The organism is Myxococcus sp. AM011 (assembly GCF_013372595.1).
GTDB classification, from domain to species: domain Bacteria; phylum Myxococcota; class Myxococcia; order Myxococcales; family Myxococcaceae; genus Myxococcus; species Myxococcus eversor.
This window is the reverse complement of record NZ_JABXEM010000265.1, coordinates 1-15035: the sequence shown is the minus strand read 5'-3', so window position 1 is coordinate 15035 and position 15035 is coordinate 1. Positions and strand designations below refer to the sequence as shown.

The following is a 15035-nucleotide window of genomic DNA, read 5'->3' as shown; positions in this document are numbered from 1 at the left end:
CCCCCCAGGGTCGGGGGGGGATCCGCGCCGAGGTATGGGTGGACGCGGCGTGGTGGCGGCCGGGGGACGGAGCTCGCGAGCGGCCCTTGAGGTCCTTGGCGGAGGCGCTGGCCCGGCCGGGGCCGCTGACGGTGCACCTGGCGGCGGGGGAGTACCGAGGGCCCTTTACACTGCCAGCGGACGTCCGGTTGGAGGGCGAGGGACCCGCCACGGTCCTCCTGGTGGAAGGGCCCGAGGGCACGGTCCTGCGGGCCGCCGGACCTACAGGTGGGTCACCCGGGAACCCAGGGGTGGACGGAGTGCTCCTTCGGAACCTGGAGGTCAGGGGAGGAACCTGGGGCCTGGAGGTGGCGGGGAGTGTGCGGGTCTCCGTGGAGAAGGTGGGCTTCAGCGGCCAGCGCCAGGGCGCGGTGCGCGTCAACTCCGGAAGGTTCGAGGCCGTGGACGCGCGCTTCGAGGCCTCCGTTTCCGAGACCGTGGGAGTCCTGCTCGAGGCGCCCGAAGACGCGCCATCCCCATCACCGCCCAGAAGCACCTGGCTGCGAGGAACGTCCTTCACGGGGCCGTTTCGTCGAGCGGTACGACTCCGAGGCGCCGAGTCCCAGGCCCTGCTCGAGGACCTGCGCTTCTCGGGTCCGGTGACAGCGGTGGGGATGGATGGGGGGCACGCGGAGGTTCGCCGCGCCGGAGCGGAAGGGGGCCGAGGCGCGGCGTTCTCGGTGGTGGAAGGCAATCTGGTGATGCGGGACGTGCGAGTGCTGGGGCACGAGCTCGCGGTCTCCGCGATGCGTGCGCGGCTCGAAGTCCATGGCCTGCTCTCCGTGGGCGCGGAGCGGGCGGGACTGGGCGTGGTCGCTTCGCGAGGTGTCCTGCTGGAGGACATCGTGGTGCGCGGCAGTGGCAGCCACGGCGCGCTTCAGCTCACGACCTCGGACGTGGACGTGCGGCGACTCCATGTGGAGGGCGCCGCCGAGTACGGCGTGGTGGCGGTCGGCGGAAGCTTGAGGCTCAGGGATGCAACCGTGGTGGGCGTGCGCTCGGCGGACGGAGTCACGGGCGACGGGCTGCACCTGCGTCAGGTTCGCGCGGACGTGGAGGGCGTGGTGATTCGACAAACCACGGGGGTCTGTGTCCTCGCGGCGCAGAACGCGCGAGTGCTCCTGCGAGATGCGGAGCTGGAGCGTTGCGGACAGGCGGCGCTGATGGTGGACACGCTCGCGACGCTGGATGCCACGGGAGTGGAAGCGCGAGACAGCGGGGAGACGGTGTTGGCCGCGATGGGCGAAGGCGACCTGCGAGTGGACGCGCTCCACGCTCGGGGAAGCCGACAGGGCTTGCTCTGGGCCGAGTGCACGGGAGTCACCCGGGTGCGCCTGGGCCGCATCCGCGCGGAGGACAGGCGAGGCGAAGAGGCCGCGTGCGTGGAGCGATTCGCCGAGCCGGGCCCCGCTCCGCGCTGACTACGGAGGCGGTGGAGGCGCGGGGGCTGCGGACTCCAGGGGCGTCGCGTGCTTCTCCAGCCACTCACGGATGATGGGATAGACCTCCTTTGGCGCACCGCTGCCGAACACGAGGTCGCCGTGCCCGTAGTCCAGCGCATCGCCCCGGTCCTTGCCGAACACGTGCAGCGTGCGGTCCTCGGCGGTGACGAGGGCGAACTGGCTCTCCACATTCTCCGCGGTGGCCAGCCGGTCCGCGCTTCCGCCCATGACGAGGATGGGGAGCTGGAGGCGGGAGATGCCGGCGCGCCAGTCGCGGGTGCGGTCGAACGAGCGGAACGCATCGTGCTCAATCCAGTCCTGGAACTGGAGCAGCACCTTGCGACTCATCGACGACATCATGTTCGCGTAGACCTGCCGCTGGATGCGCGGAGGGATGTGCTGGGGATTCACCACGAGGTCCGACAGCGGGAGTGTCACGTACCCGAGGAACGGCGCCAGGCTGGCGCTCATCCACTCCTGCCGGAAGCGTGCGGGCCACGCCGCGCGGACACCCAGCGAGATGAGCGTGCGCAGGAAGGGCTCCGACTTGAAGTGCACGGGCGCGCCGAGCGTGAGCAGTCCCGCCAGCTTCGCTCCTTCAGGACCCTGCGCCAGGCCATACCCCACCAGCCCTCCCAGTGAATGGCCAAGCCAGAAGGCCCGCTTCGCCCCCGTCTCCTTCAGGGCCAGCTCCAGCAGTGCGGGGCCGTCCTGGAGGATGTGGTCATCGATGGTGAAGTCCGTGTACCGACGTCCCCGGGGGGGCATGCGCGAGTGCCCCGTGCCTCGCCACTCGACACTGAAGCAGTCGAAGCCCGCCTCGGCCAGGTAGTGGGCGACGGAATAGGGAGGCTCGAAGTCGAACGTGTACCGGTTGGCGGCCAGTCCATGGCACAGCAGCACCGGCTCCTCGAAGCGCCTCACGGGCGCGCGCCGGGCATGGACCGCCAGCTCCCACCCATCCGCGCACCTCGCCTTGAAGGCCTGGGGCAGCGGAGTCTTGAGCCGGTACCACCGTCGGACCAGCGCCACCCACAGGACATTGCCCAGAACGACGACGAGGCTGGCGACCAGCACCCACACGACCCACCGCCAGTCTCCCATCTTGTCCTCCTTGCCGACCCCTTGGTCTGACGGTGCCTCGAATAAAACCCTGCTAAGGTTCGTTCACCCGCCGTCCTGTTGCCAGGAACTCACGGGCATCAGAGGAATTCGAGGGAGCGATGAAGTTACGGAAATTGATGTTCGTGCTGCCGAACCTCTTCACTGTCACGTCCATCTTCTGTGGCTTCTATGCCATCACGCTGTGCACGGGTGAAGCAGGGCCTGTCCAGCTGTACCAGGCCGCACTGGCCATCTTCTTCGCGATGTTCTTCGACGGGGTCGACGGTCGCGTTGCCCGGTTGACGAAGACGCAGAGCGACTTCGGTGTGCAGCTCGACAGTCTCGCGGACGTCGTCTCGTTCGGAGCGGCTCCGGCGCTGTTGGTCTACAAGTGGGCGTTGGCGCCGCTGGGCTTCGCGGGGCTGTTCATCTCGTTCGCGTTCGCCGCCTGTGGCGCGCTGCGGTTGGCGCGCTTCAACGTGCTGGCGGCGCGCAATCCCCACGGCGGTGGTGGGCGCTTCTTCGTGGGTCTGCCGATTCCGCTGGCCGCGGGCATGCTCGTCTCGGTCATCATCTCCCACCACGCGGCCTCGCGAGGCGCGCCGCTGCATGAGGCGGCCTACGTCCCCGTGGCGGTGGCGGTGGTCGGTCTCTCGCTGCTGATGGTGTCGACGGTGCGCTACCGCACCTTCAAGGACACCCACCCCAGCCGGAAGAGCGCGGCCGTGTTCACGCTGATGGTGGTGGGCGGCGTGGCCATCGCGACGCAGTACCATCCCGCGTGGCTGCTCGTGGCCTTCTGTGGTGCGTACCTCGCGCTCGGGTTGGTGGAGTCCGCGGTGCAGGTGCGCACGCATCTGGCGGCGCGCAAGGTGGCGGCTGGCTCCGCCGCCGTGGCGACCGTCATCGACGACGAGGATGACGACGAAGAGGCCGAGGACGACGGCACCGGCCCTGGCAACGACGGGCCCGCCTTCCTCTGACCGATGCGAGAGGGGCTGAACCGGCTCCTCCGCCCCTCTGCCCACCTCGCGTCTTCGCGTGAGCCGTGCTCTTCCTGACGGAAGGGGCGCCAGGCCCAGGCAGCGGGGAGACTGTCGTTCGGCCGGGGCCCTGGCGGGTGAGCGAGCCACGGAGGCGCTTCCGTCCGTGCCGTGGCCGGCGGCTGCCGCTAGGATGCGCGGCCCATGCGCGTCGAGCTGCTGTGCACTGGTGACGAGCTGGTCACCGGCCTCATCACGGATACGAACAGCACCTGGCTGGAAGCCCGGCTCTTCGACCTGGGCATCAAGGTGGAGCGGGTGGTGTTGGTGGGCGACGTCCGTCCCGACATCACCCAGGCGTTGCTGGAGGCGTCGTCCCGGGCCGAAGTGGTGGTGGTCTCCGGCGGTCTGGGGCCCACGGCGGACGACTTCACCCTGGAGTGCGCCGCCGCCGCCGCGGGCGTACCGCTCGAGGAAGACGCGAGGGTGCTCGGGTGGCTGCAAGAGCGCTACGCGGCTCGCGGCCTCCCTATCAACCCGAGCGCTCTGCGCATGGCCCGCATCCCCCGGGGCTCCGAGCCGGTGCGCAACCCGGCGGGCTCCGCGCCGCTCGTCGTCCTCACCCTGGGGCGCTGTCGCCTGTTCTTCCTGCCCGGTGTGCCACGCGAGTACCGTGCCCTGCTGGAGGGCGAGGTCCTGCCGCGCATCCAGGCGGAGCTGGAGGCGAGCCCCGGCCGCGTGTTCCGTTCCTTCCGCCTGCTGCGCACGGTGGGGCTTCCCGAGTCGGAGCTGGACCTCGCCGTCGCGCCCCTGGCTCCGAGCCATCCCCGGGTGGTGTTCGGCTTCCGCACGCACGCCCCGGAGAACCACCTCAAGTTGATGGCGGAGGCCCCCTCGCAGGCCGAGGCCGACGCGGCGCTGGCGGCCGCCGAGGTCGAGTGCCGACGGGTGCTGGGCGCGCGAGTCTTCGGCGCGGATGCGGAGGAGTATGCGCCGGTGCTGCTGGGCATGTTGGGCCGGGCGGGTGCCACGCTGGCGACGGCGGAGAGCTGCACGGGGGGCCTCATCGCCCAGCGGCTCACGGCGGTGGCGGGAGCCAGCACCGTCTTCGTCGGGGGCGCGGTGGTCTATTCGGAGAAGATGAAGTCCGCATGGGTGGGGGTTCCACCCGAGGTGCTCGAGCGTCATTCCGCCGTGTCCTCCCAGACGGCCATCGCGATGGCCGAAGGAGTGCGTGCCGCCTGTGGCACCACGTATGGCCTGTCGGTGACGGGGTATGCGGGGCCCGGAGGAGGAACCGCCGAGGACCCGGTGGGCACGGTGTACTGCGCGCTCGCGGGCCCGGACCTGGCGACGCGGTGTGAGCGCATGTCCTTTTCCGGAGACCGAGAGCGCGTGCGCCTCTTCGCTGCCTCCCACACGCTGGAGATGCTGCGGCAGCACCTGCTGTCCGCCGCCGCCCACCCATGAGCCGCTCCAAGTCCAAGCGCCCCGAGCCCTCCACTCCCGAGCCCGGCGTCACGGCTCCAGTCCCCGAGGTGTCGGTCACCCCCGCTGCCGAGTCGCCTCCGGAGTCCAACGCCCCGCCCACTCCGAACGCGCCCGCGCGGCAGGTGAGCGCGCCCGGCGCCATCCTTCGCGTGTGGTTCGCCGCCTACCGCGTGGAGGTGTTGCTGTTCGTGGTGGCCTTCCTGGTGCTCTCGAGCTTCAGCTCCCAGCGCTTCCTGCGACAGAGCGCGGCGCCGCACTTCATCTATCAGGCCCAGTCGTGGTTGGAGGGGCGGCTGGACGTGGACCCCCAGGTGCTTCCCAACCTGGAGGACTGGGCCTGTGTGCGTCGGGTCGGTGGCGAGAAGGTCCGTTGTGAGGGCCGGCCTCTTCCGGATGACCGCTGGTTCGTGAGCTTCCCGTCCTTCCCCGCAGTGGCGATGCTGCCCTTCGTCGCGCTGCACGGCTACCAGTTCAACGACACGTCGTTCGGCGTCATCGTCGGCGCGTTGGCGGTGGCGCTCTTCTATTCGCTGCTGCGCTTCCTGGCGAAGGAGGGCGAGACGGCGCGCACCCGCGATGAGAACGTCGTGCTCGCGCTCACGCTCGCCTTCGGCACGTTGTTCTTCTACTGCGCCATTCGGGGCGAGGTGTGGTTCAGCGCCGAGGTCATGGGCGTGGCCCTCACCTGCCTCTACGTGCGCAACGCCCTGCGCGCCCACCGGCCCGTGCTGGCTGGGGTGTTCTTCTCCATGGCGACGCTCACGCGCACGCCGCTGTTCTTCGCGGGTCTCTTCTTCGTGCTGGAGGCGCTGTGTCCGGGCCCGGAGCCGCGCCTGGAGCAGCTCAAGGCCCTGGGACTTAATTGGAAGCCCGCGGCGCGGAAGCTCGGCTTGTTCGCGCTGGGTGCCGCGCCCCTGGGGCTGCTGGCCGCTGGCTACAACGTGTATCGCTTCGGCCGGTTGAGCGAGTTTGGCCACGCCTTCCTCTTCAACAACCGCGTCAACGTGGACATCGACCGGTGGGGCCTCTTCCACTGGCAATACCTGGGCCGCAACCTGGAGGCCGCCTTCCTCAAGTGGCCGTCGCTGTCGCTGACGCCGCTCAAGCTCGGCTATGACCCGCGAGGGCTCACGCTGTTGCTGACGTTGCCGCTGCTCGTCTTCCTGCTGATTCCGAAGCTGAAGCCCCGGCTGCACTGGCCGCTGTGGCTCACCGTGGCCGTGTGCGCGCTGCCGGGGCTCTTCTACCAGAACACCGGTTATATGCAGTTCGGCTTCCGTTTCAGCCTGGACTACACGCCCTATCTGTTGCTGCTCTTCGCCATTGGCGGCTGGTCCCTGCGTCAGCGCGTGGTGCTGGGCACGGTGGCGCTGGGCGTGCTGGTGAACTTCTGGGGCGCCGTGGCCTTCCGGGGCTACACGGAGCTTGTCCGGAACTGGTAGGCCATCGGAACCCGAGGGCTTGAATCCCCCGGGCTCCGCGCGCAGATAGAAAGAGGCCATGCAACCTCCCACCGGACAGCCTCCTGCCGGCAAGCGCTGGCACACCCGCGAGGACAGCGGCATCCGCCTCGATGCCCGCCTGCGCTGGTGGCACGACGACGAGCCCATCGAACATCCGAAAATCATCGAGCTCTTCAACGCGTCCCTCATCCTGGACGACACGGGCCGCTACCAGCTCCGCATCGGCAATGACTGGTGTTTCGTGGAGGTGGCGGATGCCGCGTACGAGGTGCGGACCGTGGACGTCACGCCGGACGAGCGCGTGTCCATCCGGCTGAGTGACCGCACCGCCGACGTGCTGGACCTCCCCACCCTGGCCGTCGAGCCGGATGGGGTCCTCTCGTGTCGAGTGAAGCAGGGGAGGGCCAAGGCCCGCTTCTCCCGAGACGCGCAGTACCAACTGGGCCAGTTGCTGGAGGCGGCTCCCGAGGGAGGGCTCCTGCTCCGCGCGGGTGAGCGGCGCTATCCCGTAGCCCTCTCCCTGGATGAGCTGGCCGGCTAGGCCGCTGCCTCGACGGGCGCGGTGGGGCAGGGGAGGGGCGGTGTACCCGCCAGCTCCCGGGCCAGCGTCTCCATCGCGTCGGGGTGCTCGCGCAGCCACTCCACCGCGCGCTCCCTCCCCTGGCCGATGCGCTCTCCCCGCAGGCTGAAGTGGCTGCCCGCCTTGTCGATGAGTCCCGCGGTCACACCCAGGTCGAGCACCTCGGCCGTGCGGTGGATGCCACTGCCGTACAGCAGGTCGAACTCCGCTTCCTGGAAGGGAGGAGCCAGCTTGTTCTTCACCACCTTCACCCGGGCCCTCGAACCGACCACCGCATCCCCGTCCTTGAGGTTCCCCGTGCGGCGAATCTCCAACCGGACCGAGGAGTAGAACTTCAGCGCATTGCCACCGGTGGTCGTCTCCGGGTTGCCGAACATCACCCCAATCTTCATGCGAATCTGATTGATGAAGACGATGCACGTGCCCGAGCGGCTCACCGCGCCCGTGAGCTTGCGCAGCGCCTGGCTCATCAGTCGCGCCTGCACGCCCATGTGCGCGTCCCCCATCTCTCCTTCGATTTCCGCGCGGGGCACCAGCGCCGCCACCGAGTCCACGACGATGAGGTCCACGGCTCCCGAGCGCACGAGCTGCTCGGTGATTTCCAGCGCCTGCTCTCCGGTGTCCGGCTGGGACACCAACAACTCCTCCACGCGAACCCCCAGCTTGCGCGCGTAGTGGATGTCGAGTGCGTGCTCGGCGTCGATGAAGGCCGCCACGCCTCCCGCCGCCTGGACCTGGGCAATCGCATGCAGCGTGAGCGTCGTCTTTCCCGACGACTCATTGCCGAACACCTCCACCACCCGCCCTCGGGGATAGCCACCCACGCCGAGCGCTCGGTCCAACCCCACCGAGCCCGAGGGAATCACCGCGACCTTCTGCTCGTGCGCGTCAGCTCCCAGCGTCATCACCGAGCCCCGTCCGAACTGCTTCTCGATGGACGCCACCGCCGCCGCCACTGCCTTCAGCTTCTCCGTCAGCTTGCTCATCGACTCCCTCGCCGCCCTGTCCTGGTGTCTGTGCTGCGCTCCGTGTCCTCCATATGGAGGTGACGAGCGCATCGATGTGGGATTGAGCAACACGCATGCCGGGGTGTGTTCTCCTCTCACTCACCTGCGGCGATGCGTCCGCGTGAGCGGCGGGGTGTCCCGGATGGTGGAGGGTGCGCGCTGCGGGCTCGCGGTCCGAGCAGGCTGCTCAGCTCGAATTCATGAGCGGCATCATTTCGACTTCCACGCGCGGCATGGGAGCGCCTGTCTGCCTGCCGGCTACACGGCGCTTTGCGTTGAAGTTTGGAGGGGGCGGCATGACCTTCTTCTCGTGAAAACCCAACGCGAAGACCTGCCCCATGTGGTCATCCTCGGCGGAGGGTTCGCCGGGCTCCGTGCCGCGCAACAGCTCCTCAAGGCCCCCGTTCGAATCACGCTGGTGGACCGGCACAACCATCATCTCTTCCAGCCGTTGCTCTACCAGGTGGCCACGGCGACGCTGAGCCCCAGTGAAATCGCCGCGCCCCTGCGCTCGCTCCTGGGCCCCAAGGGCGTGGCGGTGGTGCTGGCGGACGTGACGGGAGTGGACACCGCGAGCAAGCGGGTGCTGCTGTCGGACGGTGAGCTGAACTACGACTTCCTCGTCGTCGCCACTGGCGCGACGCATTCGTACTTCGGCAATGACCACTGGGCGCGTTTCGCCCCGGGCCTCAAGTCCATCGAGGATGCGGTGGAGATTCGGCGCCGCGTCCTCTTGGCCTACGAGATGGCCGAGCGGGAGACAGACCCGACCATCCGCCGGGCGCTGCTCAACTTCGTCATCATCGGAGCCGGGCCCACGGGCGTGGAGATGGCGGGCTCGTTGGCGGAGATAAGTCGGAGCTCCTTGCCAGGAGACTTCAAGAACATCGACACGCGCGACGCGCGCATCATCCTCATCGAAGGGTTGGGCAAGGTCCTGCCCGCCTATCCCGACGACCTCGCCGACAAGGCCCGGCGCACGTTGGAGAAGCTGGGCGTGGAAGTCCGCACGGGCGCCCGGGTGACGAACATCGACGAGTCGGGTGTCTACATCGGCACGGAGCACATCGCGGCCCGCACCGTCATCTGGGCCGCCGGTGTCGCCGCCTCGCCCGTGGCCCGCTCGCTAGGGGTGCCACTGGACCGCGCGGGCCGGGTGAACGTGACGCCCGAGCTGACGGTGCCGGGGCACGAAGAGGTCTTCGTGGTGGGAGACCTCGCCTCGCTCATGCAGGCGGATGGCACGCCGGTGCCGGGGCTCGCACCCGTGGCGATGCAGGAAGGCAAGCACGCGGCCCAGAACATCCTCCGCCGGCTGCGAGGGCAGCCGATGGTGCCATTCAAGTATTGGGACCGTGGCTCCTACGCGGTGATTGGCCGCGGCCACGCGGTGGGCATCGCCTTCCGTCGCTTCAAGCAGTCGGGCTTCCTCGCCTGGTCGGCCTGGCTCCTCATCCACCTGATGTTCCTCATCGGCTTCCGCAGCAAGCTGGCGGTGATGCTCGACTGGGCCTACTCGTATCTGACGTTCAGCAAGTCGGCCCGCATCATCACCGGCCCCACGCCTCGCCTGGACCAGCTCCGCCTCCCGATGGCTCGTGGTGAGCAGATACTGGTGGGGGATGGGGAGGTCGTGACGGCTGTCGCATCGTCCTCGCGAGGAGCGGCGCCTCCTCCTTCCACGCACTGACCTTCCGCGCGTTACTCCGGATGCTCGGGTGGACGGGGGCCGGAAGGCATCCACGGCCCTCGGGCTCCGGAGCGGGCGTGCGAGGCACCGCCGCCGTGGGTGTTGGCGTGCAGCCATCCGCGGCGGTCCAACGCCCTGCAGTCGATGGCGAGCTGCATGTCCACGTCCTCGATGCGCCCATGTCCTTCCAGGTCCGCGCGAGTCAGGGCCAGCTTCAGCAGCCGGTCATGCGCGCGTGCCGACAAGCCATGGTGACGCACCGCCAGCTCGAGCATCCTCTCTGCTCGCGGACTCAGGATGCAGTGGTGCCGCAGCAGGTGAGAGGGAAGCTGGGCGTTGCAGTGCACGCCGGGCTCGTCGTGATAGCGCTCCCGCTGGCGTTGGCGCGCGGCCTCCACGCGCTCCCGATGGTGGCGGCTCGTACTCTCTCTCGGCTCCGCGCGCGCCAGGTGGTGGTACTCCACGGGACGTGTCTGCAGCGTGATGTCGACGCGGTCCAGCAGTGGGCCGCTGACTCGCGCGTGGTAGTCGAACACCCGATGCTCGGGACAGGTGCAGGTGTGGCCCGGCACGTTGAAGTAGCCGCAGGGGCAGGGGTTCATCGCCGCCACCAGCATCACCTGACAGGGATAGCTGACGTTCTGGTTCGCCCGCGCGAGGTGGATGATTCCTTCTTCCAGCGGCTGGCGCAGCACCTCCAACACATTGCGCCGGAACTCTGGCAGCTCATCCAGGAAGAGTACGCCGTGGTGCGCGAGCGAGAGCTCTCCAGGACGCGCCATGGGCCCTCCGCCCACGAGACCCGCGTCGGAGAGGGTGTGGTGCGGAGCGCGGAAGGGCCGCTCCCTCACCAGCGCGTGCCCCTCGCCGAGCAGGCCCAGCACCGAATAGACCTTCGTCACCTCGAGCGCCTCGGTGAAGGTCATCGCCGGAAGGATGCTGGGCAGGCGCCGCGCGAGCATCGTCTTGCCGGAGCCCGGAGGTCCGCACATCAACACGTTGTGGCCACCGGCCGCCGCCAGCTCCAGCGCCAGCTTGAGCTCGGGTTGTCCGCGCACGTCCGCCATGTCGGGCTCGGGCCGCCCCCGGGTCGCCGTCACCGAAGCGCCTTCACGGCGGTATGGCGTGATGACGTGGGTGCCCGTGAGATGGTCCACCGCTTCGCGCAGGCTCGTCACCGGAATGACGGTCAGGCCCTCGACGAGCGAGGCTTCGGCCGCGTTGGCCGCCGGCACCATGACGCCCTCGAAGCCCCTGTCCCTCGCCGCCACCGCGAGCGGCAGCACGCCTTTGATTCGCTTGAGCGAGCCGTCCAGGGACAGCTCTCCCCCGAAGAGGTATCTCGCCAGGGGCTCGTCCTCGAGCAGCTTCGCCGCGGCCAGCACCCCCAGGGCGATGGGCAGCTCGAAGGCCACACCGTCCTTTCTCAAGTCCGCGGGCGCCAGGTTCACGGTGATGCGCTTCTGCGGCAGCTCGAAGCCCGTGTTCTTCAGCGCGGAGACGACACGCACCTTCGACTCCCGCACCGCGCCCTCTGGCAGCCCCACCACGTTGAAGTAGGGGAGCCCGAGCGCCATGTCGACCTCGCACTCCACCACCACCGCGTCGATTCCCATCAACGCCCCCGACCGCACCCTCGCCAGCATGTCCCGCCCTTCCCCAGACGCCGTGCCCCTCGCGGAGCAACCCCCGTACCGGCGTCCTCCCGACGTGAAGCCCGAGTCGACCCAATCTCCCGTGGCGGATACCCGTCCCAAGGGCCCCTGCGTCACGATTCCAGAAACATTGGATTAGTGCAGAGGGTCTAGCCAGGGCGGGTGCGTCTTGGGTACCTTGGCGGGTATCTGGGGAACGCAGGGGGAGATGACGCGCATGGGGTCGCAGGTCATTCAACGGCGGCGTCCGGTCCGCATCCGTCGGGCCGATATGAAGCGGGGCCAGCGGATGAAGGTGGCCTTCGCGATGTTCCGCTTCTGTCTCTACGGCATGGTGGGCATCAGCTCGGAGATCTTCTTCTACAACCTGGTGCGCATCGCGCGGGACGTGCCTGTCCTCGGGGCGCTGTTCCAGTTCCAGTGGCGGGTGGATGACCGGCTCGCCCTCAACGCCATCTGGGACGCTCCCGCAATCACGGCCTATGGCCAGTGCTCGCTGTGGATGTTCCTCATCTACGGCGTCGCGTGCTTCTTCTTCGTGGAGCCCGTCTACCGCTGGATGCTCTACCAGCACGCCAGCCTCCGAGCCGCCGTCTACGGCGTCGGCATCCTGCTCTTCGAGGGCTTCAGCGGGGTGATGCTGGAGCGGCTCACCGGCTACCGCATCTGGTACTACGCGGACGCGGGCGCCATCTTCTGGGAGATGACGTCGCTCTACATCCTCCCCATCTGGATGGTGACCGGCCTCATCGCCGAGTTCATCTACAGGGAGCTGATGGACCCCGACCTCATGGCGGCCTTGGAGTCCCCGCTGCCCGCGACGCCCGAGGAGACCGAGGCCTCCTTCCAGCTGATGCGGTAGGTGCAGGCGTGGCCGTCGTAGCCGGACGCCTCCACCTTCACGTCCTGAGCGCCGGCCACCCGCAGCCCCGCGTGGATGATGCCGGCGGTGAAGTCCGGGTAGTCACCCACCTCGTTCATCCACAGCTCGAACTGGGTGGGCGTCACCTCCACCAGCTTCGACTCGGTGTAGTTGTTGCCCGCCCGGAAGTTCTGCGTGGCCCGCATGAGCGTCCGGCGAGGCCCCAGCACCCGCAGCAGCGACAGCACCGCGCGACCCAGCATCGTCTCGCGGAAGCCCTCGATATAGGCCTCGCCGAGCTTCCACGTGCCGGGGCCGATGGCTTCCTGGGGAAAGAGCTCTTCCGCGGCGATTCGCAGGAAGGCCATCCACGACGGGAAGGCGTAGGCGGGACGAAGCTTCTGGTCCACGTCGAGCCCCGCCTGGCGCAGGCGATTCTTGCAAGCGGGTGTCAACCGCCCGTGCAGTGCGCGCAGGAAGAGGGCTTCGATGGTCTGTTCAAAGACGAGAAGCTCGTCAGCCATGAGGAGTGAACTCTAGCCGACGAGCTTCTGATTGTGAACCGCGACTCCAACCCGGAGCGTAGGGCCCCGGGCGGAGGTTTTCAGGGAGTCGGCGTCGGGGCGGGCGCCGGAGTGCCGGTGTCCACCTGCGTGCCCTGGATGACGGCGTTCGACGGCAGCTCGGTCGCCATGGCGAGGACCTTCGCGCCGGCGCCCTTCGCGCCATCCATGGCCAGGATGAGGCGGCCGTAGTTGGTCGCATCGTCCGCCATGAAGAACACGACCTTGTCGTCCGCCTTCTTCGCCGCGAGCATCCGCTTGAGCCGCGGAACGTAGTCGGCGGTGGGGACCTTCTCCGTGTTGATGGAGTAGCCACCATCCTTGTCCAGCAGGACCACCAGCTGCTGGGCATCAGGGTCCGGCGGCGGTTCGTTCTCCACCTCGGTGTCCGGCACGCGCACCAGGATGTCCTTCTCCAGGAGGGGCGTGACGACCATGAAGATGATGAGGAGCACCAACACCACGTCCACCAGCGGCGTGACGTTGATCTCCGAGTTGGGCGGCGTTTGCGGCTTCACCCACTGACGCTGCTTGTGCCCGGCCATTACTTCTTCTCCTCGACGCCGAGCGCGATCTGCTTGGCCTTGGCCTTGCGGGCCACGTCCAGCACCCTGCGCACGTCGCCCACGTTCACCGTGTTGTCACCCTTGAGCAGGATCTTCTTGCCCGGGTCCTTCGCCAGCTCCTCCGCCAGTCGGTCCTGGAGTGCCTGCTCGTCCACCTGGTCATTCTCCAGGAACACCTTCTTGTCCGGAGTGATGGAGACGTAGAGAGGGTCTGAGTCCTTCCCCTTCTCCTTCTCGATTTCGGTGGCCTTCGGCAGCTCCACGGACTTGCCGCGCTGGAGCATGGGGGTGACGACCATGAAGATGATGAGGAGCACCAACACCACGTCCACCAGGGGCGTGACGTTGATCTCGCTCTTGATGCCCCCCTTGGGGCCAGCTGACATTCCCATGCGTTTAACCTGCTTCCAGGTGGTGGAAGCCCGCCATCCCGGGTGGCGTCGCTGGCCCCTTCGACTTCAGGGGCCGCGTTCACGTCGGGAGGCGGGCCTCGGGTCGTCCCCGGGCTCGCCGGTGACTGCCAATCAGGCCGCGTGCGAGGAGTGCGCGCCGCCGCCCATGTGGCGGGCGACCACGTCGAGGAACTCGTTGGAGGACTCGGAGATGTCCACCGAACGAGCGTCCACCCAACCCTGCAGGAAGTTGTACGCCATCACCGCGGGGATGGCGACCAACAGACCGAAGGCCGTGGTGATGAGCGCCTCGGCGATACCGGCCGAGATGGTGCCCAGACCGCCGGAGCCCGCCGCCGCCATCAGCTGGAAGGCGTTGACGATACCCATCGTCGTGCCGAGCAGACCGACGAACGGAGCCGTGGAGCCGACCGTGGCCAGCAGGCCCAGACCGCGCTTCATGCTCTGCACCTCGCGCTGCGCCTGACGCTCCAGCGCCCGCGCCACCGACTCCACCGCGATGTCCTTGTTGTTGGGGCTGATGCGGTACGCCGTGAGGCCGGAGTTGATCACCCGACCCAGGTGACCCACGTCCTTGCCCAGGTTCGTGTTCGCCGCGGTGGTCAGGTCGCCCTTCGCCAGGATGGCACCCATCTTGGCGGCGAAGTTGCGGCTGTCGGACCGGGTCTTGCGGAAGACGATCATCCGCTCCGCCATCACGACCAGGGACGCCACCGACATGATGGCCAGGGTGAAGATGATCATACGGGCGAAGGTGCCCGTGTGGTGCCAAATATCGATGAGAGTGAATTGCATGGCTTGATTAAGCGCTCCTCCTCACGAGCGCGGGGTGGTCGGCGGTGCTGCTTTCTCTACGGCGCGCCCGGATCAGCGCGGCAACTTCAGATTCAGGGTGAAGGTGTAGTCCACCTGGACCGGACGGCCTTGGAACGTGACCGGCTTGTAGCGTGACGAGGCCAGGGCGTCCATGACGGCCTGTTCCATGTGGGGCAGGGGCTTGATGACTCGGCAGCGCTCCACCCGGCCCTCGATGGTGATGACGCACTTGACGATCATCGTGCCCTGCACGCGGGACTCGAGCGCCTCCCGCGTGTACTCCGGGCTGGGGCCGGAAAGCTTCTCCGGACGGGTCATCCCCGCACCGAACGGCAGCACTTCCGTCCCCGTCCCGCCCAAC

15 protein-coding genes are annotated in these 15035 nt (G+C 68.3%); 7 read left to right on the top strand and 8 right to left on the bottom strand.

Annotation, left to right across the window (positions count from 1 at the left end):
• A partial coding sequence (locus tag HUW62_RS38095) for a hypothetical protein (RefSeq protein ID WP_255203885.1) occupies positions 1-1460 on the top strand: 1460 nt, incomplete at its 5' end.
• On the opposite strand, the gene HUW62_RS38090 is transcribed toward HUW62_RS38095, so the two are convergent.
• Positions 1461-2585, bottom strand: coding sequence for an alpha/beta fold hydrolase (locus HUW62_RS38090; RefSeq protein WP_176437201.1), 1125 nt, complete (start codon positions 2583-2585; stop codon positions 1461-1463).
• A gap of 119 nt (positions 2586-2704) precedes the next feature.
• Between HUW62_RS38090 and pssA the strand changes: the two genes are divergently transcribed.
• The 4 genes from pssA to HUW62_RS38070 all read left to right on the top strand — a co-directional run bounded on the left by pssA (position 2705) and on the right by HUW62_RS38070 (position 7063).
• The gene (gene pssA / locus HUW62_RS38085; protein WP_163868219.1) at positions 2705-3568 is read left to right on the top strand and encodes a CDP-diacylglycerol--serine O-phosphatidyltransferase; all 864 of its coding nucleotides are present in this window, start codon (positions 2705-2707) and stop codon (positions 3566-3568) included.
• 204 nt (positions 3569-3772) lie between these two features.
• Positions 3773-5038 carry a CinA family nicotinamide mononucleotide deamidase-related protein gene (locus HUW62_RS38080; RefSeq protein ID WP_163868218.1) on the top strand — a complete coding sequence of 422 codons (1266 nt, stop codon included), beginning with the start codon at positions 3773-3775 and terminating at the stop codon, positions 5036-5038.
• Positions 5035-6501: a hypothetical protein gene (locus HUW62_RS38075; RefSeq protein ID WP_163868217.1), complete on the top strand. Its 1467-nt coding sequence runs from the start codon at positions 5035-5037 to the stop codon at positions 6499-6501. The genes HUW62_RS38080 and HUW62_RS38075 overlap by 4 nt, the downstream gene beginning before the upstream one ends.
• A gap of 58 nt (positions 6502-6559) precedes the next feature.
• Positions 6560-7063, top strand: a complete 504-nt coding sequence (locus HUW62_RS38070; RefSeq protein WP_163868216.1) for a DUF1285 domain-containing protein — start codon at positions 6560-6562, stop codon at positions 7061-7063.
• Here HUW62_RS38070 and recA read toward each other — a convergent pair.
• Complete coding sequence (gene recA, locus HUW62_RS38065; protein WP_163868215.1) at positions 7060-8088, bottom strand: recombinase RecA; 1029 nt, start codon at positions 8086-8088, stop codon at positions 7060-7062. The genes HUW62_RS38070 and recA overlap by 4 nt on opposite strands.
• Positions 8089-8419: 331 nt before the next feature.
• Here recA and HUW62_RS38060 point away from each other — a divergent pair, with 331 nt between their 5' ends.
• On the top strand, positions 8420-9799 hold the full coding sequence (locus tag HUW62_RS38060; protein ID WP_176437200.1) for an NAD(P)/FAD-dependent oxidoreductase: 1380 nt from the start codon (positions 8420-8422) through the stop codon (positions 9797-9799).
• 11 nt (positions 9800-9810) lie between these two features.
• Here the strand turns inward: HUW62_RS38060 and HUW62_RS38055 are convergent, their stop codons facing one another.
• Positions 9811-11445, bottom strand: coding sequence for a YifB family Mg chelatase-like AAA ATPase (locus HUW62_RS38055; protein ID WP_176437199.1), 1635 nt, complete (start codon positions 11443-11445; stop codon positions 9811-9813).
• 226 nt (positions 11446-11671) lie between these two features.
• Between HUW62_RS38055 and HUW62_RS38050 the strand changes: the two genes are divergently transcribed.
• Positions 11672-12316 (top strand): hypothetical protein, encoded by a 645-nt coding sequence (locus HUW62_RS38050; RefSeq protein WP_163868213.1) that lies wholly within the window; start codon positions 11672-11674, stop codon positions 12314-12316.
• Here HUW62_RS38050 and HUW62_RS38045 read toward each other — a convergent pair.
• The 5 genes from HUW62_RS38045 to HUW62_RS38025 form a co-directional block, all read right to left on the bottom strand.
• On the bottom strand, positions 12217-12840 hold the full coding sequence (locus HUW62_RS38045; protein ID WP_163868212.1) for a DUF2378 family protein: 624 nt from the start codon (positions 12838-12840) through the stop codon (positions 12217-12219). The genes HUW62_RS38050 and HUW62_RS38045 overlap by 100 nt on opposite strands.
• An 80-nt stretch (positions 12841-12920) precedes the next feature.
• Positions 12921-13424, bottom strand: coding sequence for a biopolymer transporter ExbD (locus HUW62_RS38040; protein WP_163868211.1), 504 nt, complete (start codon positions 13422-13424; stop codon positions 12921-12923).
• On the bottom strand, positions 13424-13837 hold the full coding sequence (locus tag HUW62_RS38035; protein ID WP_163868210.1) for a biopolymer transporter ExbD: 414 nt from the start codon (positions 13835-13837) through the stop codon (positions 13424-13426). Before HUW62_RS38035 ends, HUW62_RS38040 begins: the two co-directional genes overlap by 1 nt.
• Before the next feature lie 132 nt (positions 13838-13969).
• Positions 13970-14653 (bottom strand): MotA/TolQ/ExbB proton channel family protein, encoded by a 684-nt coding sequence (locus tag HUW62_RS38030; RefSeq protein ID WP_141647756.1) that lies wholly within the window; start codon positions 14651-14653, stop codon positions 13970-13972.
• Positions 14654-14725: 72 nt separating this feature from the next.
• On the bottom strand, positions 14726-15035 hold a 310-nt coding region (locus HUW62_RS38025; RefSeq protein WP_176437198.1), incomplete at its 5' end, for an energy transducer TonB.